At 69.9% G+C, this 19,398-nt stretch carries 16 protein-coding genes; 10 read left to right on the forward strand and 6 right to left on the reverse strand.

Translation table 11 applies throughout. The features are described from left to right. The first annotated feature begins 24 nt into the window (after window positions 1–24). Window positions 25–1,863: a CheR family methyltransferase gene (locus G6N56_RS24955; protein WP_085254720.1), complete on the forward strand. Its 1,839-nt coding sequence runs from the start codon at window positions 25–27 to the stop codon at window positions 1,861–1,863. Window positions 1,864–1,901: 38 nt separating this feature from the next. On the opposite strand, the gene G6N56_RS24960 is transcribed toward G6N56_RS24955, so the two are convergent. After that, entirely contained in the window at window positions 1,902–2,804 is a 903-nt protein-coding gene (locus tag G6N56_RS24960) for a chemotaxis protein CheB (RefSeq protein WP_085254719.1), read from the reverse strand. Window positions 2,805–2,983: 179 nt separating this feature from the next. Between G6N56_RS24960 and G6N56_RS24965 the strand changes: the two genes are divergently transcribed. The 3 genes from G6N56_RS24965 to G6N56_RS24975 all read left to right on the forward strand — a co-directional run bounded on the left by G6N56_RS24965 (window position 2,984) and on the right by G6N56_RS24975 (window position 6,120). Continuing rightward, window positions 2,984–4,165: a glycosyltransferase gene (locus G6N56_RS24965; protein WP_085254701.1), complete on the forward strand. Its 1,182-nt coding sequence runs from the start codon at window positions 2,984–2,986 to the stop codon at window positions 4,163–4,165. Between the two features lie 41 nt (window positions 4,166–4,206). Further along, window positions 4,207–5,304, forward strand: a complete 1,098-nt coding sequence (locus tag G6N56_RS24970; protein WP_085254700.1) for an AraC family transcriptional regulator — start codon at window positions 4,207–4,209, stop codon at window positions 5,302–5,304. Between the two features lie 426 nt (window positions 5,305–5,730). Further along, a complete protein-coding gene (locus G6N56_RS24975; protein WP_232069148.1) occupies window positions 5,731–6,120 on the forward strand; it encodes an STAS domain-containing protein in 390 nt (129 codons plus the stop codon). A gap of 318 nt (window positions 6,121–6,438) precedes the next feature. On the opposite strand, the gene G6N56_RS24980 is transcribed toward G6N56_RS24975, so the two are convergent. After that, on the reverse strand, window positions 6,439–7,782 hold the full coding sequence (locus G6N56_RS24980) for a flavin monoamine oxidase family protein (protein WP_085254698.1): 1,344 nt from the start codon (window positions 7,780–7,782) through the stop codon (window positions 6,439–6,441). A 161-nt stretch (window positions 7,783–7,943) separates the two neighbouring features. Here G6N56_RS24980 and G6N56_RS24985 point away from each other — a divergent pair, with 161 nt between their 5' ends. Then, a complete protein-coding gene (locus G6N56_RS24985; protein ID WP_085254697.1) occupies window positions 7,944–8,900 on the forward strand; it encodes an alpha/beta fold hydrolase in 957 nt (318 codons plus the stop codon). On the opposite strand, the gene G6N56_RS24990 is transcribed toward G6N56_RS24985, so the two are convergent. Beyond that, entirely contained in the window at window positions 8,895–10,241 is a 1,347-nt protein-coding gene (locus G6N56_RS24990; protein ID WP_085254696.1) for a flavin monoamine oxidase family protein, read from the reverse strand. The two genes, G6N56_RS24985 and G6N56_RS24990, sit on opposite strands and share 6 nt — an antisense overlap. A gap of 86 nt (window positions 10,242–10,327) precedes the next feature. Here G6N56_RS24990 and G6N56_RS24995 point away from each other — a divergent pair, with 86 nt between their 5' ends. The 3 genes from G6N56_RS24995 to G6N56_RS25005 all read left to right on the forward strand — a co-directional run bounded on the left by G6N56_RS24995 (window position 10,328) and on the right by G6N56_RS25005 (window position 14,059). Continuing rightward, entirely contained in the window at window positions 10,328–11,326 is a 999-nt protein-coding gene (locus G6N56_RS24995) for a TIGR03617 family F420-dependent LLM class oxidoreductase (protein ID WP_085254695.1), read from the forward strand. A 101-nt stretch (window positions 11,327–11,427) separates the two neighbouring features. After that, window positions 11,428–12,696: an MFS transporter gene (locus G6N56_RS25000; RefSeq protein ID WP_232069393.1), complete on the forward strand. Its 1,269-nt coding sequence runs from the start codon at window positions 11,428–11,430 to the stop codon at window positions 12,694–12,696. A 4-nt stretch (window positions 12,697–12,700) separates the two neighbouring features. Continuing rightward, on the forward strand, window positions 12,701–14,059 hold the full coding sequence (locus G6N56_RS25005; protein ID WP_142280497.1) for an LLM class flavin-dependent oxidoreductase: 1,359 nt from the start codon (window positions 12,701–12,703) through the stop codon (window positions 14,057–14,059). A 107-nt stretch (window positions 14,060–14,166) separates the two neighbouring features. On the opposite strand, the gene G6N56_RS25010 is transcribed toward G6N56_RS25005, so the two are convergent. Together G6N56_RS25010 and G6N56_RS25015 are read right to left on the reverse strand one after the other, a co-directional pair. Beyond that, window positions 14,167–15,282 (reverse strand): Rv3169 family protein, encoded by a 1,116-nt coding sequence (locus G6N56_RS25010; protein ID WP_085254692.1) that lies wholly within the window; start codon window positions 15,280–15,282, stop codon window positions 14,167–14,169. Further along, window positions 15,282–16,424, reverse strand: coding sequence for a phosphotransferase family protein (locus tag G6N56_RS25015; protein WP_085254691.1), 1,143 nt, complete (start codon window positions 16,422–16,424; stop codon window positions 15,282–15,284). The genes G6N56_RS25010 and G6N56_RS25015 overlap by 1 nt, the downstream gene beginning before the upstream one ends. Before the next feature lie 55 nt (window positions 16,425–16,479). On the opposite strand from G6N56_RS25015, the gene G6N56_RS25020 reads away from it, so the two are divergent. Together G6N56_RS25020 and G6N56_RS25025 are read left to right on the forward strand one after the other, a co-directional pair. After that, a complete protein-coding gene (locus G6N56_RS25020) occupies window positions 16,480–17,130 on the forward strand; it encodes a TetR/AcrR family transcriptional regulator C-terminal ligand-binding domain-containing protein (protein ID WP_085254690.1) in 651 nt (216 codons plus the stop codon). Then, window positions 17,127–17,993: an SDR family NAD(P)-dependent oxidoreductase gene (locus G6N56_RS25025; RefSeq protein ID WP_085254689.1), complete on the forward strand. Its 867-nt coding sequence runs from the start codon at window positions 17,127–17,129 to the stop codon at window positions 17,991–17,993. The genes G6N56_RS25020 and G6N56_RS25025 overlap by 4 nt, the downstream gene beginning before the upstream one ends. A gap of 17 nt (window positions 17,994–18,010) precedes the next feature. On the opposite strand, the gene G6N56_RS25030 is transcribed toward G6N56_RS25025, so the two are convergent. Then, window positions 18,011–19,396, reverse strand: a complete 1,386-nt coding sequence (locus tag G6N56_RS25030; protein WP_085254688.1) for a DUF222 domain-containing protein — start codon at window positions 19,394–19,396, stop codon at window positions 18,011–18,013. Between the last annotated feature and the right edge of the window lie 2 nt (window positions 19,397–19,398).

Here is a 19,398-nt window from a genome sequence, read left to right on the forward strand (position 1 = left end):
GATCTCTTGGCGGGACGGGACTGCATGGACTCCACGACGGACGAGGCCTTCGAAGCTCTGTTGCGATACATGCGGGACTCCCGCGGCTTCGATTTCACCGGATACAAACGCACGTCGCTGATGCGCCGCGTCCGTCATCGCATGGATCAAGCCGGCTACAACTCGTTCGAGCAGTACCTCGACTTCCTGCAGGCCAGTTCGGACGAGTTCACCGCGCTCTTCAACACCATCCTCATCAACGTCACGTCATTTTTCCGCGACCCGGAGGCATGGGAATTCGTCGCCGCGGAGGTTATTCCGCGGATGCTGGCCGAGCGCGGTCCCAACGACCCAATTCGGGTGTGGAGCGCCGGATGCGCCTCGGGGCAGGAGGCGTACACGCTGGCGATGCTGCTGGCCGAGGCGCTGGGGCCCGATGCATTCCGTCAGCGGGTCAAGATCTACGCCACCGATGTCGACGAGGATGCACTCACCGAGGCGCGGAGCGCATCCTACGACGCCAAGTCGGTCGAGGCGGTACCAGCTGATCTGTTGGCGCGTTATTTCGATCTGGTCAACGGCCGCTACGTTTTTCACAAAGATCTGCGCCGTGCGGTCATCTTCGGTCGCAACGACCTGGTGAAGGACGCGCCTATCTCGCGCGTCGACCTGCTCGTGTGCCGCAACACCCTGATGTATCTCAACGCCGAGACCCAACGAATCGTGTTGGGCCGCCTGCATTTCGCCTTGGCGCCGCAGGGTATGCTGTTCCTCGGGCACGCCGAGATGCTCCTGAGCCTCGGTGATCGGTTCTCTCCCCTGAACCTCAAGCATCGGATCTTTCGCAAAGCGATCGGTTCCCACGGCGCCGTGGAGCGCTATGACCCGCCGGGCGCCAACGGGAGCGTTTCCGAGCTGCCGGGCTTGATCACCGTGCGGGACTTGGCTTTTCGGGCGAGCCCGGTGGCGCAGATCGTGGTCACCGGCGAGGACACCGTCGCGATGATCAATCAGCAAGCGGAGAGCGTCTTCGGGCTCTCGGCCCGCGACATCGGCCGATTGCTGCGTGACCTCGAGGTGTCCTATCGCCCCGTCGAACTGCGGGCCTACATCGAGCAGGCGAAGGTCGAGCGGCGTGCGGCGCGGATTCAGGACGTCAAGTGGCAGCGGCCGGGCACCGAGGCGGTGTGGTTCGAGATCCACGTCAATCCGCTCGTCGACGCCGAGAACGGCCTGCTCGGTGTGTCGATCGCGTTCTTCGACGTCACCGCGACGCGGGCCCTGCTCGACAAGGTGGTCCAGACCAACCACCAGCTCGAGGCGGCCTACGAGGAGTTGCAGTCCACCAATGAGGAACTCGAGACCACCAACGAGGAATTGCAGTCCACCGTCGAGGAACTCGAGACGACCAACGAGGAACTGCAATCCACCAACGAAGAGCTCGAGACGATGAACGAGGAGCTGCAGTCGACGAACGACGAACTGCACACCATCAACGACATGTTGCGCGAACGCACCGTGGAACTGGACGAGTCCAAGCACTTCCTGGATTCGCTCGTCGATGCGGTCGGGATGGGCATGGTGGTGGTGGACCGGGAGATGAAGGTCGTCCTGTGGAATCGGGGCTGCGAAGACCTGTGGGGCCTGCGAGCCGAGGAGGCAACCGGTTTCAGGTTGACCGCGCTGGATATCGGGCTGCCGTTGGACACTGTGCGCCCGCTGATCGGCAATGCATTCGTCGATCCGGACAGCTCCGGGGAAGTGGTGGTGGATGCGGTCAACCGGCGCGGCCGCCCGGCCCGCGTACGCGTCATATGTACGTCGTTCAGGTCGGTGGAGGGCACCGCGGGCGGAGCGCTGCTGCTCATGGAGGTTCTAGGCTGAGCGTTCGGCATGCCGCGCGGGGCGGGTCCTCTGCGGTCTCAATGTCCCCAGCGCGCGGCCGCTTCCATCGACGCCTGGTAGGCGAGCTGGGCGCGGCGCCGCGACTCCCGGGCGCGAAGGCGCGCCGCGGCCACGGTCTGGGCGGTCGCGCCGAATCCCGAGGCGAGTTCTTCCCGTCGGCGCCGCAGTTCGCCGGCGCGCAACCGGGCGATTTCGGCGCGTTGCGCCGCGCTGCTCATGGCGTGGTCCGGCAGCGGGTCGGGAAGACCGTCGCGCGGCGCGGCGTCCGGGGGTTCGCTGACCGCGGGTTTCGCCGGGCCGCCGGTCCCGGCCGTGGCGCCCGTCGCCCGCGGCGCGGGCGGTCGCGCTCCGCGCACGATGCCCGCCAGCGTGTCGCCGATTTCGTGGATCGGCAACACCAGGTCGGCGCCGGCGCGCGCGGCCGCAACCGGCATCGACCGGTACTGGGCGGTGTCCGGACTCTCCGCGATCATTATGGCGCCGGCCCGCTTCATGGCGGCGGTGCCCGCGGCGCCGTCCCGCCCGGAGCCCGACAACACGACGCCCACGCCGCGGGGCCCGTACGCGTCGGCCATCGACCGCAGAAAGATGTCGAAGCGCCGCTCGCGCGCACGGTCCAGGGTGCCCAGGTGGCAGTGGCCGTCCGGAGTGACTTCCAGGTACTTTCCCGGCGGGCAGACGAGGACCACTCCCGGCGTGACGGCCTGGTGCTCCTGCGCCCATCCGACCCGGTGCGCCGTCTGCCGACCCAGGATCGCCGGTAGCGCACTGGCAGGGTTTCCGAGGTGTTGTTGCACGATGATCGCCGCTGGAAACTCGGCGGGCAGGTCCCGCAGCACGGTCGAGACGGCATCCAGACCACCCGCCGAAGCCAGGAGGGCGACCAGCGTGACTGCGGGGCCACGAGTGTCCGGCGCCACGGAGAGAATTGTCCCACCCGCACGGGCGTCCGCGCAGGTCACTTGGCTGATCGTTCGTTTGTTGACCGCACCGACCGTCCGGTACGCGAAAAAATGCGCGCCAGACGAAAGTCCGACGTTTCGCCGCGACGGTGCCGGGTAAGCCAAGGGCGCGAAGAGGTCCGAGAAAGCGAGAGAGTGTGAAGACCGCGGTCGTGAGTGGCGACGACGTCGCCGGTGACGATCCTTATCTGCTGTCTGCCGCGCTGGCGGCCCTCGGGCACGCGGCAACGGTGTTCGTCCGGCGGCAAGGCCGGCGGCATACGGAGACCGATTCGGACGCCTGCCGCACCATACCGATACCCGTCGGTCCGCGCGCGGCCGAATCGCCGTCCGACGTGTTGCCGTACGTGGGAGAGTGGGCGGCCGCCCTCGAGCGCATGTGGTCGGAGGACCAGCCCGACGTCGTGCACGCTCACGGCTGGCTGGGCGGCCTGGCCGCTCAGCTGGCGGCCCGCCGGCAACGCATACCGACCGTGCAGAGCTTCCTCGGCCTCGAGGCGATATCGCATCCCAGTCCCGCCCATGGGTCCGGGCAGGGGAGCGAACGGCGACGCGTCGAGCCGCTCCTGGCGCGGGGAGCGAGCTGGGTGACCGTTGGGTGCAGCGCCGACGTCGACGCGCTGGCCCGCTTGCGTCGGAGCCGGGCGCGAGTGTCCGTCCTGACCAGCGGCGTCGACGTCGATCGGTACAGCCCGACGGGGCCGGTGGCCGCCCGCACCGACCTTGGGCGCCTGCTGTGTATGGCGCCGAACCCGTTGCGGCGCCACGGGCTCGACATCGCGATCGAGGCCCTGCCCCGGATCCCGGGGACGGAGCTGGTCATCGCGGAGACCGGCCCCAGCAACCCTGCGCACGACGACGCGAGGGCAGCGCTTCGACGTCTGGCCGCGCACGTGGGGGTGGCCCACCGCGTGCACTTTGCCGGCACGGTCGCGGATGCCGAGCTGCCGATGCTGGTGCGATCCGCCGACGTCGTCGCATGCACACCCCGGCAGCCACCGCGGGCAACGGCGGTGTTACGGGCGATGGCCAGCGGCGTGGTGGTGGTCGCCCCCGCCGTGGGCGTGTTGGGCGATGCGGTCGTGGATGACGTCACCGGCGTTCTGCTTGCGAATGGAGGCCCGGGCGAGTTGGCGGCTGCCGTCAGAGACCTTCTCGCGCAGAGATTTCGGCGTGAGAGCATGGGGGCGGCCGGGCGCAGCAGGGCACTGTCGCGCTTCAGCTGGGACCGGATCGCGCTCGACGCGCTCAGCATCTATCGACAGCTCGGCTCACCAGGGTTGGCGCCGTCGAGTCTGCGGTCTACGGTGGCACGATGATGCCCCTCGACGAGTCGCGAGTCCGGTTGCGGCGGTAGGGCATGACCGCGACATCCGCGACACCCGCGACTTCCCTGACGAGCGGCACCGGCGATGCCGCATCCGGCGGCACCGTCGGTATCGGCGTGGCTGACGCGATCCAGGCGGACCAGCGTCCCGTGGGCCGGTCAGCCGCCCCCGGCGTCGAGCAGGAGCGCGCGCCGGCCGCCGTCCGCCAGGAACAATTTCGCTCCGTTGACCCGCAGGCCGCGCGCCGGTTCTTTGCCGGGGCGTACACCCCGGGATGGCGGATCGCCGGGATGTCGGTCCGTTTGGCCGTGAGTCATCGGCGATGGGAAACGATGTGGGTGTCGGTCGACGAGGTGTCGATACAGGGCCGGGCAGCATTTGAGGTGCCGACCGGCGACTCCGTCATGGTGATTCAGCCCCGGGCGGGGACGCTGACCGTGTCGGGCGGTCGGCTGCCCGTGGCGGACTGCCCAATCCTGTTGGGCCACGGGACGTCGTATGCGCTGCAGGTGAACGGCGCGCGGTTCGACGTGGTCAGGGTCGCACCCGACGCACTGCAGAGGGTGTCTCCGGAAGGGTTGGCGCCGCTGGCCCGGCAAGCGCAATTCCGCGGTTGGGGGCCGTGTTCCCGCGCCGCCGTGCGAGCGTGGCACCGAGCGCTGGATTACGTGACCGCCACCCTGGCTTCTCCCGACACCGCCCAGCAGCCGCTGATCGTCGCGGCGATGGGCCCCGTGCTGGCGGGTGCGCTGCTGGAGTGTTACCCGCCGGATGTGACAGAGCAGGAGGCGGCGGCCGAGCCCGCCTTTCCCGAAGCGCTCAAGGACGCGGTGACATTCATCCGCCGTCACGCCGGCGCCGAAGTCGGCATCAACGACGTCGCGGCCGCGGTACACCTGACGCCGAGGGCGGTCCAATACCTCTTCCGGCGCCAGCTCAATACCACGCCGACGGAGTACATACGCCGGGTCCGGTTGACCCGCGCACATCAGGATCTGATGGCGGGCACCCCATCGACCGCCACGGTCGCCGAAATCGCCCTGCGCTGGGGTTTTGCGCACACCGGTCGGTTCGCGGTGCTGTACCGGCAGACGTACGGCCAGAGCCCGCATACCACGCTCAGGCAGTGACCGATCTAACACCGCCGCGGCGGAGGAGTCGGCGAGTCGAAATGCTATCCCCCCGTTAAGCTTTGGTTTCCTTCGGTGGCGCCGATGGGCCGTTATGTGAACGGAAGCGGCGCACCAGGTCAGGAAAAGAAGACTTGGCGTCCCCGATAGGCTAGACGGCCTGGTAAGCGGCCCTTCTGACGGCCGCTGCGGCCGGCGCGGCACGTTTCCGGCCCTCTGGCCGCCGCCGTTGCCGGTAGACTCGCATCAGGTTGAGTCCCCAGCTGCCGTTTCTAACGGGCGCCTCCAGGACACCGTTGTCGCTCGCCCTGCCTACTACCATGTCGAAGGGCGTACATCAGCATGACTGCTTCACTCGAACTATGCCCGGCCGACCTGCGCGGACAACCGCGCAGTCGCTATGAAATCGATTGCGCTGGTGCACGATTGCACGTTCATGCGCGAAACGTAGCCACCGTCCTGCGCATCGAAGGCGAGATCGACGCGCTGAACGCCGACCTGGTGGCCGAGGCGATCCGCCGTTTTTCGCGCCTGAAAGCTCCGCTGATCCTCGATCTCACCCACCTGGACTTCATCGGCACCGCCGGCCTCTCGGCGCTGCAGATGCTCGACGACGAGCACCGGTCGGCGGGGCTGCACTGCAGCGTCGTCGGTGGTTCGGCGCTGCGTCGACTCACCCAGGCGATGCCCGATCATGGTCTGCTCCTGGTGGATTCAGTATCACAGGCCCTTGCGCACATCGACGCCGCCGTGCGGGCGCGCCGTCGTCTGGTTTCGGGCGGCCCGCGGCAGGAAGAGCCGCAGCGGGCGGGCTGAGGTTCGTGCCGGTGGCTAGCGTGTGGCTGGACGACACCACGAGCGCCAGGCAGGAGGTCCGATGGCCCAGATTCACTTGCTGTGGGCGGCCCCCGTGCCGGTGGAGCGGGTCTTCGACTGGCTGGCCGACCCGGTCAACCTGGCTGCGGCCCCGCCGGTGTTTCGGTCCCGCTGGGCGAGAGACGCGCCCGGGCCGGGCGCGGGGCAGGCTGCTGGAGGCGCTCACCCCTCGGTTGCTGTCGTCGCGTTTCGACTCGATCGTGAAGGCCTGCGCGAAGGACGTGGCGGGCGGCGGCTAGGCCGTCGTCGTGGGCTGGGTCAGCCGCTCAACCGGCGCATCACCTCGCCGGCGGCGTGGCGTCCGCTGGCGACGGCGCCGGTGACGGTCGCGGGATTGTCGACGCCGATGGCCTCGCCCGCCAGAAAGAGCCGGTCGCCGATCGGTTCCTGCAGCCGGCGCCGGTCGTCGAGGCCGGAGCCGGGTGCGTGGAACGAGTAGGAGCCCCGGGCATAGGGATCGGCGGCCCACCCCGAGGTCCGCACCTCGACCGGGGAGACGTCGGCGCCGAAGAGCTGCCTGATGACGGGAAGGGCGCTGGTCATCAGGTCCTGCTGCGACGACGTTTCCACCGACCGGCCGCGGTCACCGGCGTTGAACGCCAGCATGATTGGGCCGGCGGCGACGGGCAGCGCGAACCACTGTGACCAGAGCCCGGGTTCGGGGCCGAGGTATTCGTAGAAAGCGTTCTCCGCCTCCCAAGTTCGCCGATTGAGCCGGAAGTAGCTCTTCGAGAGGACGCCGAATCCCAGAGCGTTCACGGCCCGGGCTTGTGCGTCCGGGAGCGGCGGATCGAACGTGACCGCTCCGGTTTTGAGCACGCCGAGGGGAATGGTCACGATCGCGGCGGGCCCCTCGAAGGACCGGCCCGCGGTCCTCACGGTCACCGAGTCGTCGCGGCGCACGATTGCGGTCACCGGAGAATTCAGCACGACGTGCAACCCGTCGGCAAGCAGTTTCGGCAGGGCGTCGTAGCCGCTGGTGATGACGTCCTGGTCACCTGCGGTGTAGGTGCCCTGGTCAAATGTCAAGGCGGACAGTTGGTCCGCGCTGGCCGCGTATTCGTCCTCAATCTCGGTGGCGACATAGAACGCCAATTGGGCGCGGTCGTAGTCGGAGAGCCTGTCGGCGGCCGCCGCGGCGTTGACTGCGGCCGCCAGGCTTCCGTCGTCGACCTGGTCGCGGGCCCGCTCCACGAACCGTCGCCAGGTCTTCTTGTCGTAGTCCAGCGGTGGCAGTCGCGGATCGACGGCGAGCTGTGCCCATCCGTAATAGTCGGTCGGAACCAAGCGTGCGTGCGCCTTGTTTGCCAGCTCCACGAGCGGGTTACCGGCCGCGCCGTGGATCCACGACGCGCCCATGTCGAGCGGTACGCCCCAGGCGCGGTCGGTGTGCACCCGGCCACCGATCCGGTCGCGGGCTTCGATCACGCGGACCGGCCAGCCGGCGTCGGCCAGGCTGCGCGCGGCCGACAGACCCGCCATCCCCGCACCGACGACGAGCACGGACTTGCTGTCGGGCGCTGGGCGGTTCGGCGTGCAGGCGCCCTCCAGCCCGCCGCCGACCGCGCTCGTCGTTGCCGCGAGGAATGCCCGACGGGACATCGGGGACACGGGAGTAAGCGTCTCACACCACTTCCGCGCTCCCGGCGGGTTCTTTTGCGGGGCGTGTTTGCCGGATTCGCGCGGTTCGGAACCAATCTCGCGCTAGACTCCCGGAACATCCGGACTGTGGCAACGGTGCTGTGGTCGAGGGGGGAGCGGCGATGAATGCCCGGCGATCGACTCGAACGGCCCAGCCACTGCCCGACGTGTTGCCGCCCAGCCGGGTGCTGACCGTCCGGGCCACCGACGGCACCAGGTTGCACGCCGAGGTCTTCGGCCCGTCCGACGGCTACCCGATCGTCCTGACTCACGGGATCACCTGCGCCATCCGGGCGTGGGCGTACCAGATCGCCGATCTGTCCACCGACTACCGGGTGATCGCGTACGACCACCGCGGGCACGGGCGAAGCGGGATCCCGCGCCGCGGCGGTTATAGCCTGAAATCCCTTGCTTCCGATCTGGATTCGGTGCTAGACGCGACGTTGGCGCCGCACGAGCGGGCGGTGCTGGCCGGGCACTCCATGGGTGGCATGACGATCGCGGCGTGGTCGGCGCGCTACCGCCACAAGGTTCGCCGCCGCGCGGACGCGGTAGCGCTCATCAACACCACCACCGGGGACCTGCTTCGCAAAATCAAGCTGCTGCCGGTCCCGCGCGGGCTGTCGCCGGCCCGTGTGCTGGCCGCGCGCGGCCTGATCACCGTGTTCGGCGGCATTCCCGTGCCGGCCGCGGCCCGCATACCGAGCCGGTACCTCGTGGCGATGCTCGCGGTCGGAAAGGAGGCCGACCGCAGCGCGGCGGGCCTCATCTACGAGCTGTTCGCCCAGACCCCGCCGGCCGGGCGCGGCGGTTGCGCGAAGATGCTCGTCGACGCGTTGGGGTCGAAACACCTGAAACTGGACGGGCTGACGGTGCCGACGTTGGTTATCGGCAGCCAACGCGATCGGCTCACCCCGATCAGTCAGTCCCGCACGATCGCACGGACCGCGCCGAACGTCATCGGCCTCGTCGAGCTGCCCGGCGGCCACTGCTCGATGCTCGAACAACCGCACGAAGTGAGCCGCCACCTGCGGGCGCTCGCCGAATCGGTCACCCGGGACCTGCGGATCAGTTCATAGCCTGGCGACGATCTCGGCGGCCGCGCGCTGGCCGCTTCGGACGGCGCCATCCAGGAAACCGGTCCATTCGTCTGCGGTCTCGGTGCCGGCCCAGTGAATCGGCCCCACCGGCTCCCGCAGGCACCGTCCGAATCGCGTCCACGACCCGGGGGGCACCGCCGCGGTCGGGCCGCCGGGTGCGAAACCCTCTGCGCCCCAGCGGAAATCCACGTAATCCAGCGGCTTGAGCGCCGCGTCGCCGAACAGGGCCGCGAAGCAGCGTAGCGCGTCGTCGCGGCGCCGCTCGTCGGGCAGCGAGTCGAACGCGCGGGCGTCCACGAAGCCCATCAGGACGCCCGGCCCGTCGGCGTGCGGGCTGACGTCGAAAGTGATGAACACCGGGCCCTGGTCGGACAGCGCCTGGCCGGAGAACCCGTCGTGCCGCCAGAACGGGGTCTCGTAGGCGGCGTAGGCCTTGCTGAGCCGGCCCTGCGGCCAGTGGTCGGCGAGTTGCCCGTATTCGCCGGGCAGCGGGGGAGCGAACTCGATCGACGCGCGGTGTGCGGGCGGGACCGCGACGACCACGAAGCCGGCCTCCGCCTGATGCGCGCCGGCGACGACCGTCACGCCCGCACCGTGCCGCTCGATGCGGCGGACCGGTGCGTTCAGCACCACGCGGTCGCCCAGGTCGGCGGCCATCGCCTCCGCGATCTGCTGCGTACCGCCGGGGAAGCGATCCTGTTGGGCGCCGTTTTCGACGTCGAGGAGCCGGTCCAGGCCGCCTGCGGCGTGCGTGTAGCGGGCGGCGTGCAGCATCGAGACGTCGTCGGGTTCGCACCCCCAGGTCACCCGCGCCACGATGGCCAGCAGGTCGCGGGACGAGGCGGTGGCGCGCACCGAGCGCAACCAGTCGCCCAGCGAGAGGCCGTCGAGCCGGGACGCGCAGCGCGCGTCCCACGGGGTGGTCACCGGGACGGCGCGCGCGACCCGGTCGAACTGCCAACGGAGCCGGGCGATGTCGAGCAGTCCGGCCAGCGAGAGCTTCGGGATGGTGCCCTGGTAGGAACGCGCGCAGCCGCGCCAGTGGATGACGTTCTTGCCGTCGTGATGGGTCGGCATGGTGGGGACGCCGAGTTCGGCCGCCAGCGCCAGCACCGCGTCCTGGGTGGGGCCGACGAAGGTGCCGCCCAGATCGGCGGGCAGCCCCGCCACGCTGCCGGTGAACGAGCGTCCGCCCACCCGGTCGCGGCCCTCGAACACCAGCACGTCATGGCCCTGTTGCGTCAGCTCGCGGGCCGCGGCCAGCCCGGCGAATCCCGCACCGACCACGACCACGTCCGCAATCGCCGGCCGGTTCGTCACGTCCCCTAGTCAACAGCATCCCGCGGATTTCATACGATGAACCCCGATTCCCCCGCGAAACCGCCCAACGTCGCCAGGCAGGTGCTTTGAGGATCTTCACGTCGCTGTACGGTCCCCTGGATGCGGCGCCGCGCGCGCGGGAGCTGCGTGACGCGGGCGTCAGCGGGGTCGCCACCTTCGAAGGCCAGCACGACGTGTTCGCTCCGCTCACGCTCGCCGCCTCGGTCGGTGGCCTGGACCTGATGACCAACGTCGCCATCGCGTTTCCGCGCAACCCGATACACCTTGCGCACCAGGCCAACGACCACCAGCTGCTCAGCGGCGGGCGGTTCATCCTCGGCCTGGGCACCCAGGTGCGGGCGCAGATCGAGAAGCGGTTCGGGGCGCAGTTCGACCGTCCGGTGGCCCGGATGACCGAGCTGATCGCGGCCCTGCGCGCGATCTTCCGGGCGTGGGAAACGGGCGGCCGCTTGGACTTTCGGGGCGAGTTCTATCGGCACACGCTGATGACGCCGACGTTCGACCCGGGCCCCAACCCCTTCGGTCCGCCGCCGGTCTACGTGGGCGCGCTGGGGCCGAGGCTGACCCGGGCCGCCGCCCAGCACGCCGACGGGCTGCTGGTGATGCCGTTCGGTTCCGGCCGGTTCCTGCGCGATGTGACGATGCCCGCGGTGCGCGACGGCCTGCGGGCCGGCGGTCGCGAGCCCGGCGAATTGGCCATCATCCCGGAAGTCATCGTGTCCGCCGGTGACACCGACGAGGCCCGCGAACGCGCCGACGACGGCACCCGACGGCTGCTGGCGTTCTACGGGTCGACCCCGGCCTACCGGCCGGTGCTCGCGGCGCACGGCTGGGAGGATCTGCAGCCTGAGCTGAACGCCTTGTCCAAGCAGGGCCGCTGGCAGGAGATGGGCGGCCTGATCGACGACGAGATGATGCACACCATCGCCGCCTGCGGCACGCCCAGAGAGGTCGCCGCTCACATCCGGGATCGCGTCGACGGCGTCGCCGACACCGTGTTCCTCTATCAGCCGGCGCCCATCGGGCTGGAGACGCTCGCCGCGATCGTCGACGAGCTGGGCTGACCGGGCGTTCGCATCACCGCGAGGGCAACGGTTGGGCGTCGCCCGCGCTTTCCCTATCCTGCGATCACGTGATTGTCTCCGCCCCGGCCGCCCCCACGCGACTGCGCCTCCGAACCGTCGCCCTTGGCAGCACGATCGGCACCACCATCGAGTGGTACGACTTCTACCTGTACGCCACCGCGTCGGCGCTCGTCTTCAAACCGCTGTTCTTCCCGCATGTTTCGCCGACGGCCGGCACCCTGGCGTCGTTCGCGACCTATGCGGCCGGGTTCGGCGCCCGGCCGATCGGCGCCATCCTGTCGGGACACTTCGGCGACCGGTTGGGGCGCAAGGCCGTCCTGGTGGGCGCGTTGCTGGTGATGGGCCTCGTCACGACCGCGATCGGGCTGCTGCCGACCTATGCCCAGGCGGGGCTGCTGGCACCGGCGCTGTTGGCGACCCTGCGCGTGGTGCAGGGGCTTGCCGTCGGCGCCGAGTGGGGCGGTGCCGCCGTGCTGTCGGTGGAGCACGCACCGCCACACCGGCGCGGGCTGTTCGGCAGCTTCACGCAGCTCGGCTCCCCGGCGGGCATGCTGCTGGCAACGTCCGTGTTCTGGCTCACCCGCCGGGCCACTGGCCCGGCGGGCTTCCTGGCGTTCGGCTGGCGAATCCCGTTCCTGCTCAGCGTGGTGCTGGTCGTCGTCGGGCTGGCCGTGCGCCTGCGGCTCACCGATGCCGAACTCTTCGATCGACTCAAGCGGGGCGACGGTCTGGCCCGGCTGCCGGTCCTGGAGGTGCTGCGCGCTCAACCGCGCAATGTCCTCATCAGCACCGGGTTGCGGCTTTCCCAGATCGGGCTGTTCGTACTGCTCACCACCTATTCGCTCACCTATCTGCAGGACTCGTTGGGGAAGGGGAGCGAAGTCGGCTTGATCGCGGTGCTGATCTCGTCCGGCCTCGGGTTGATCAGCACCCCGTGGTGGGCGATGCTGTCGGACCGGATCGGGCGTCGGCCGCCGTACTTGTTCGGCGCAGTGGCGGGAGTCGTCGCGCTGGCCTTGTTCTTCGTGGCCGCCGACAGCCGGTCGCCGATCGCGGTGGTGCTGGCAATCGTGTTCGGCGTCAACGTGGTTCACGACGCGATGTATGGTCCCCAGGCGGCATGGTTCGCCGAACTCTTCCCCACCCGGGTGCGTTACAGTGGCTCGTCGCTGGGTTATCAGGTCGGGGCGGTGCTGTCGGGCGGGTTCGCGCCGTTGATCGCCGCGCTGTTGCTGGCCGTCGGCGGCGGCAGGCCGTGGCTGATCGTCGCATACTTCGCTGTGCTGGCGGCGCTCACGGTCGGCGCGGCCTGCGCCGCGAAGGAAACGTATGCGGACGAAATCGGGTGAGCTTGTGAGCAGAATCTTTCTGAACGCTTTCGACATGGCGTGCGTCGGGCATCAGTCGGCGGGGCTGTGGCGCCATCCCGAGGATCAGGGCTACCGCTACCGCGAACTCGGCTACTGGACCGACCTGGCCCGGATACTGGAGGCTGGCGGCTTCGACGCGCTGTTCCTCGCCGACGTCCTCGGCGTCTACGACGTCTATGGCGGCTCCCGCGACGCGGCGGTGCGGGATGCCGCCCAGTTCCCGGTCAACGACCCGACCGCGGCCGTGTCGGCGATGGCGGCGGTGACCGAGACGCTCGGATTCGGGATCACGCTGTCGCTGACCTACGAGCAGCCTTACTCGTTGGCGCGCAGGCTGTCGACGCTGGATCACCTCACCGGCGGACGGGTGGCCTGGAACATTGTCACCTCGTACCTGGACAGCGCCGCCCGCAATCTTGGCCTGGACGCGCAGATTCCGCACGATCAGCGCTACGAGGTCGCCGACGAGTACATCGAGGTGTGCTACAAGCTGTGGGAGGCGTCGTGGGAATCCGACGCGGTGGTGCGCGACCCGGGCCGGGGCGTGTTCACCGACCCGACCAAGGTGCACGACATCGAGCACAAGGGCCGCTATTTCTCCGTCCCCGGCCCGTTCCTGTGCGAGCCGTCGCCGCAGCGCACGCCGGTGCTGTTCCAGGCCGGCGCCTCGCCGCGGGGGGTGAGGTTCGCGGCGGCGCACGCCGAGGCGGTGTTCGTGTCGGGACCGACGCCGCAGGTGGTGCGCGGCCCGGTGCGGGCCCTGCGCGCGGCCGCGGCCGAACTGGGCCGCGACCCCCGGTCGATCAAGGTTTTCACGATGGTCACCCCGGTCGTCGCCGAGACGCACGAGCGGGCCGTCGCCAAGCTGGCCGAATACCGCCGCTTCGTCAGCCCCGCCGGCGCGATGGCCCTCTTCGGCGGCTGGACCGGGGTGGACCTGGCCGAACTGGATCCCGACGAGCCGCTGAAGTACGTCGAGACCGAGGCCAACCGCTCCGCGCTGGCCTCGTTCACCACCGCCGACCCCGATCGCACCTGGACCGTCCGGGAACTGGCCGAGCAGGTCGGCATCGGCGGGCGCGGGCCGGTGCTGACCGGTTCGCCGACCGAGGTGGCCGACGAGCTCGAGCGCTGGGTCGAGGAGGCCGACGTCGACGGGTTCAATCTGGCCTACGTCGTCACCCCGGGCACGTTCGTCGACTTCGCCAGGCTCGTCGTTCCGGAGCTGCGTCGCCGAGGGCGGGTGCCGGACGGCTTGGCGCCGGCCACCTTGCGGGAACGACTCGGGGGCGGCGGGCCGCTGTTGCCGGCCGACCACCCGGGCGCGCGGTACCGGCGCTGACTAGTGCCATCCCCGGTTCACCGAGCCCCGTCCCCATCCCCGAACGTCGACTTGTTGCGCTCAAACCTCGAAATTCGGCTCAACAACTCGACGTTCGCGCGACGGTTTTATGGTGCGACGGTTAGCCAGTCCGTGAAGCCCGACGGGTCGTGGCGGCCGAGCGCGCCGTGCTCGTACAGGCCCCAGCCCTCCACCGGTTCGCCGTCGCCGTCGCGGCACACCGCGCGGCCCACGTGGTCGATCACTCCGAACCCCGACCGCGCGATGATCGCGGGGTCGGTCATGTCGTAGGTCAGCCGCTCGACGAACTTCTCGCCCTTCCACACCCCGTGCAGCCAGTCCGAGTCACCGCCGTAGCCGCCCCCGACGTGAATCGGCACGGGCAGTTTGGATTCCACGTCGAAATGGACCGGCGTGCCGTCGGGCGCGGTCGCGTCGATGGTCGCGCCGGTCGGGATGCGCGTCCCGGAGCGGTAGTGGATCTTGACCCGGGGCCAGCCGAGCTGTTCGACACGGCCGTCGCGCCAGACGCGGGTGCAGTCGTTGAGCGACCGGAACCCGTCGGGCTCCTCCTGGATGATCAGCACGATCGCGAAGTCGTCGAACGCCATCGGCACGTACAGCCACCACATGCCCTCGAAGGGCGGGTCGGCGGGCCGGCCCGCCGGCTCGGGTTCGCCGATCGGCCGGATGCCCCAGGAGCGGTCGCGGCTGCCCAGCCAGGTGGTCGGGTCGACGGCGATCTCGTCGCCGTCGATCGAGATGCGGCCGCTCCAGCTGCCGAGCTGGGCGAATCGCTGGGCGTTCAGCGTCACCCGATTGCCGGCGCGCAGGACGTGCGGCTGTTCCTGGACGACGTCGAACAGGCCCTGCCACGTGAGATCGGCTGCGATTCCTTCGGTTTCGTCGAGCACCAGGCGCAACTTGCGCAACGGCTCGACGACCTCGATCCGGTAGCCGTTGACGTGCTGGTTGAGCCGGTCGGAGTCGATGGCGTCGGACAGGTGCACGGCGGTCTGCGCGTCCCCGCGGCGCACGAGGAAGAACGCGTCCTTGACGCCGAGGTTGGGGTAGTAGCCGATGCCGCTGATCACGAAGATGTCGCCGGTGCGGTCGTGGGCGTTGAAATAGGACCGGTCATAGAAGTTGCGGTCCGAGGAGCCGGGCCACGCGATCGGCTGGGGGAGTTGGTGTACCGGGAATTCGTCGAGCGGTCCGAGCATCACTGATCCTCTCCGATCAAACGTCGCATGAGGCCGGCGTGGTAGAAGAGCGACTCCACGTCGTCGGGTTTCTCCATCTCGCCGAAGTGCACCCGCCGGGCGCCGGTGCGCATGAACACGCACGCCCACATGACGCCCGAGTAGACGTAGAACCAGTTCAGGTCACCGATTTCCACGCCGGTGAGCCGCCGGTAGGTGGCGCGGACGTCCTCCTCGCGCATCACGCCGGGCAGGCCCGGCAGCGTGGCAAGGCCGGCGAGCTCCTGAAAGACCATGTGCGCGTAGATCATCCAGGCCACGTCGAGTTCTCGGGGGCCGAGCGTCACCATCTCCCAGTCCAGCACGGCCACCGGCTGGAAGTCGCGGTACAACACGTTGCCGACCCGGGCGTCGCCCCATAGCAACACGGGCTCGGCGGCGGCGACCTCGGTCGGCCAGTTGTCCTGCAGCCACCCGAATGTCCGCTCCAGCAGCGGTGACGGGCCGATGTCGGGCACGGCGAAGTCGTACCAGGACCGGACCCAGTTGAAATGCCGGCGCAGCGCGGTGTCCCCGTCGCCGGCCTCCGTCAGGAATCCGAACATCTTGTCCGCGTTGGGGATCGAATGCAGCTTCGCCAGCACGCCGACGGTCGCGTCCTGAAGTTCGCGTTGCCGTTCGGCGGGGGCGTCGGAGAACCAGTTGCCGCCGAAGGTGTACGGCATGACGTCGGGCGGCACGTCGCCGTCGACGTAATCCATCACGAAGAACGGCGTTCCGAGGATGTCGCCGGTGGCCTCCAGCCAGCGCACGAGCGGGACGGGGACGTCGGTGAGTTCGGCGACCTTTCGGATCACCTCGAATTGGTGGTCGAGCCGGTAGGTCGGGAACACCTGCACGTCCTCGGCGGTGGGCGCCACCCGCGCCACCAGCTTCTGCTCCCGGGGCTGCCCGTCCTCCTGCCAGCGGGTGGTCAGGATGATGGTTTCCGACGACATGCCGGTCGAGTCGATGCCGCTTTCGACGGTCACCTCGGGCTTGGCATCGGCCCCGCCGGGGAGGACGGTCGAGAACCATTGCGACATCACCGCCGGTAGGGTCGCGACATCGCGGCTGGAGCGTTGGAGTCGGTCGATCTCTCCGATGGCCGGTTCGTTGGGCACAGGTGCCCCCTTCTCTGAGACTCCGTGAGGCAATTACGATACGGTAGGTAGCGTTATGAAAGCAGACCCGTCCCCCCTTGACAAGGCCCTTGACGGGGCCCTCGACGGGGCCCTCGACAAGGCCCTCGACAGGGCCCCTGGCGCCGGCCGCCCGCGCGATCCGCGCATCGACTCGGCGATTCTGTCGGCGACGGCGGAACTGCTTGTGGAGATGGGCTATTCGAACCTCAGCCTGGCGGCCGTCGCGGAGCGCGCCGGCACCACGAAATCCGCGCTCTACCGCCGGTGGTCGAGCAAGGCCGAACTCGTCCACGAGGCGGCCTTCCCCACGACGCCCAGCGCGCTCGATGCCCCCGCCGGCGACATCGCCGCCGATCTCCGGATGATGATCGAGGCGACCCGCGCCGTGTTCACGACGCCGGTGGTGCGGGCCGCGCTGCCCGGCCTGGTGGCGGACATGACCGCCGATCCGGCGCTGAACGCCCGGGTTATGTCGCGCTTCACCGGCCTGTTTACCGCGGTGCGGTTCCGGCTGCGCGAGGCCGTCGAGCGCGGCGAGGCGCATCCCGACGTGAACCCCGACCGACTGATCGAGCTGATAGGGGGAGCGACGATGCTCCGCATGCTGCTGCGTCCGGACGAACCGCTGGACGACGCGTGGGTCGAGCAGACCACCGCCATCGTCGTACACGGGGTGACGCGGTGAGCGGGCGGCTGGCGGGTCGGGCCGCGATCGTCACCGGCGCCAGCCGCGGTCTGGGCCGGGCGATCGCGCTGGCGCTCGCCGCCGAGGGTGCGGCAGTCGCGGTCGCCGGGCGCACCGAACGGGTGTGGGACGACCGGCTGCCCGGAACCATCGGCGAAACCGCCGCGGCCATTGAGGCCGCCGGCGGGCGCGCCGTGGCGGTGCGGGCGGACCTTACCGAGCGCGACGACGTCGCGGGACTGGTGACGACGGCCCGAGATGCGTTGGGCGCCATCACGATTCTGGTGAACAACGCGGCGTTCACGGCGCCCGGGCGGCCGCCGGTGGCCGGCGCCGAGCCGCGCGCGAGAGCCGCGAAGCCCGCCGGCGGCAAGCCCGGCTGGCCGGGGTTCGTCAGCACGCCCCTGGCCGCCTATCGCCGGCATTTCGACATCGCGGTCTTCTCGGCCTACGAGCTCATGCAACTCGTGTGCCCCGACATGATCGAGGCGGGTGGTGGGTCCATCGTGAACATCAGCTCGGTGGCCTCGCGGTTGCCCGGCAACGGTCCCTACGCCGACCGCAGCGGCGGCGTGCTGCCCGGTTACGGTGGATCCAAGGCGGCGCTCGAGCATCTCACGCAGTGCGCCGCATACGATCTGGCCGACCACAACATCGCGGTCAACGCGCTGTCGCCGTCGAAACCGATCCTCACGCCCGGGCTCGCCTACTATGCCCGCGAGTTCGACGACACCGCCTCCCCGGACGAATTCGCCCGCGCTGCCGTGGAATTGACGCTCGTCGACGCCGCTGCGGTGACCGGGCGCACCATCGGTCACGCCCAGGTGCTCGACGGCAGCTTCCGGCCGTTCGAGCTGAGTTGAACCGGCGTTGACATGGCTCATCCCTCGCGTGTGTCGGGCGGGTCGGGATCGCCGCGCAGGAGTTCGTCGGGGTGATGCGCGTGGTTGATCTCGGGTGGACCGCTGCCCTTGGCCCAGCCCAGCCGCCCGTTTTCGGTGACCTCGGTGCGCCATTCGCCCCGGCTGGCCGCACCGTGGTCGCAGCCACAGGCGAAGTGCAGCGTATCCGCGTCGGTCCGGCCGCCGGCCGCCCAGTCCGGCGAATGATGAACCTCGCACCGATAACCGGGCTCCAGGCAATTGGGCCGGGTGCAGCCGCGGTCGCGGGCATAGCAGATAAGCCTCTGGTCGGCGGTGGCGATGCGCTTCTCGCGGCCCAGGTACAGCGGTCGGCCGGTGTGGTCGTCGAACACCGCCAGGTAATGAATCGCTTTGGCGGCCAGGCGAATGAGATCCGGCATCGGCAGCCTCGAGCCGCCTCCCGTGGTGGCCGGCGCGGGCATCGGGATCGACGGGTTCGCGACGGCGTGGGCGGCCCGATCCAGTTCGGCGAGCGTCGTCGTCACGACAACGGTCACCGGGTGTCCCCGGTGCGTGCCGAGCCCGCCTGACGCGATCGCCGTCTCGAGGCCCAGCTTGACCGCGTCATGGCAGCGCTGGGCCGGCGTGCGCTCGTCGCGCGCCGCCGGGTCGTCCCCGCTCGGCAGGTGGCGGCCGGGCCGGACGGCGGCTTCGATGGCCTCGAAGTAAGCGCGGGCCTCCGGGTCGAGCAGCCCCTGCAGCCGGGACATGCCATCCGGGCCCTGCGGCCCGAGGCGCAGCCCGCGGCGGCGGGCACGGTCGTCGTCGGTGAAGTGGCCGTCGGGGTTGAGGTGATCGGCGATCCGCTGGCCCAGCTTGCCCACCACGCCCGCGTCGAGTTTGGTCGCATGGCGCACCAGCCTGCGCTCGGCGTTCGCCACGTCGGAGGGCGAAACACAAGAAGGGAGCACGTCCACCGCGTGGCACACCACCCGGATGTGGTCCTCGCCGACGGCGCCCGCTTCGACCGCGGCGGCCAACTCCGGCAGCTCGGGCTCGAGCGGGGGACCGGTCAGCGAGCGGCGCGGCCGGATCCGCGCCGCCAGCTTGAAGCGGCGGACGAGTTCCCTGGGCGGCACGCGAAGCCGGGCCCACAGCGCGTCGCGCACCGCGGGGACGCTGCCGCTCCCGTCGGGCGGATCGGCGATCTCGGCGAAGAAGCGATACATCAAACCCCGGTTGGTACGTTCCTGCGTCTCCAGCCGCGCGGCGACGTCGACTCGAAACCCGTTGCCGACCACGTCGGAGCTGGTCTCCCGGAGCACGGCGTGCGCGGCGTCGATGGCACAGAGAGCGGAGTCGATCCGCTCCCGTGCTTCCTCGGCGCTCAGGCACTGGCCCATGA

It is taken from the genome of Mycobacterium saskatchewanense (assembly GCF_010729105.1).
Taxonomy (GTDB): Bacteria; Actinomycetota; Actinomycetes; order Mycobacteriales; family Mycobacteriaceae; genus Mycobacterium; species Mycobacterium saskatchewanense.

Excerpts from the sequence above, each read along its gene's own strand:
- G6N56_RS24955 (WP_085254720.1), top strand. The coding sequence starts at position 25 with ATGGACTCCACGACGGACGAGGCCTTCGAAGCTCTGTTGCGATACATG.
- G6N56_RS24970 (WP_085254700.1), top strand. The coding sequence starts at position 4,207 with ATGACCGCGACATCCGCGACACCCGCGACTTCCCTGACGAGCGGCACC.
- G6N56_RS24980 (WP_085254698.1), bottom strand. The coding sequence starts at position 7,782 with ATGTCCCGTCGGGCATTCCTCGCGGCAACGACGAGCGCGGTCGGCGGC.
- G6N56_RS24985 (WP_085254697.1), top strand. The coding sequence starts at position 7,944 with ATGAATGCCCGGCGATCGACTCGAACGGCCCAGCCACTGCCCGACGTG.
- G6N56_RS25010 (WP_085254692.1), bottom strand. The coding sequence starts at position 15,282 with ATGCTCGGACCGCTCGACGAATTCCCGGTACACCAACTCCCCCAGCCG.
- G6N56_RS25020 (WP_085254690.1), top strand. The coding sequence starts at position 16,480 with ATGAAAGCAGACCCGTCCCCCCTTGACAAGGCCCTTGACGGGGCCCTC.
- G6N56_RS25030 (WP_085254688.1), bottom strand. The coding sequence starts at position 19,396 with ATGGGCCAGTGCCTGAGCGCCGAGGAAGCACGGGAGCGGATCGACTCC.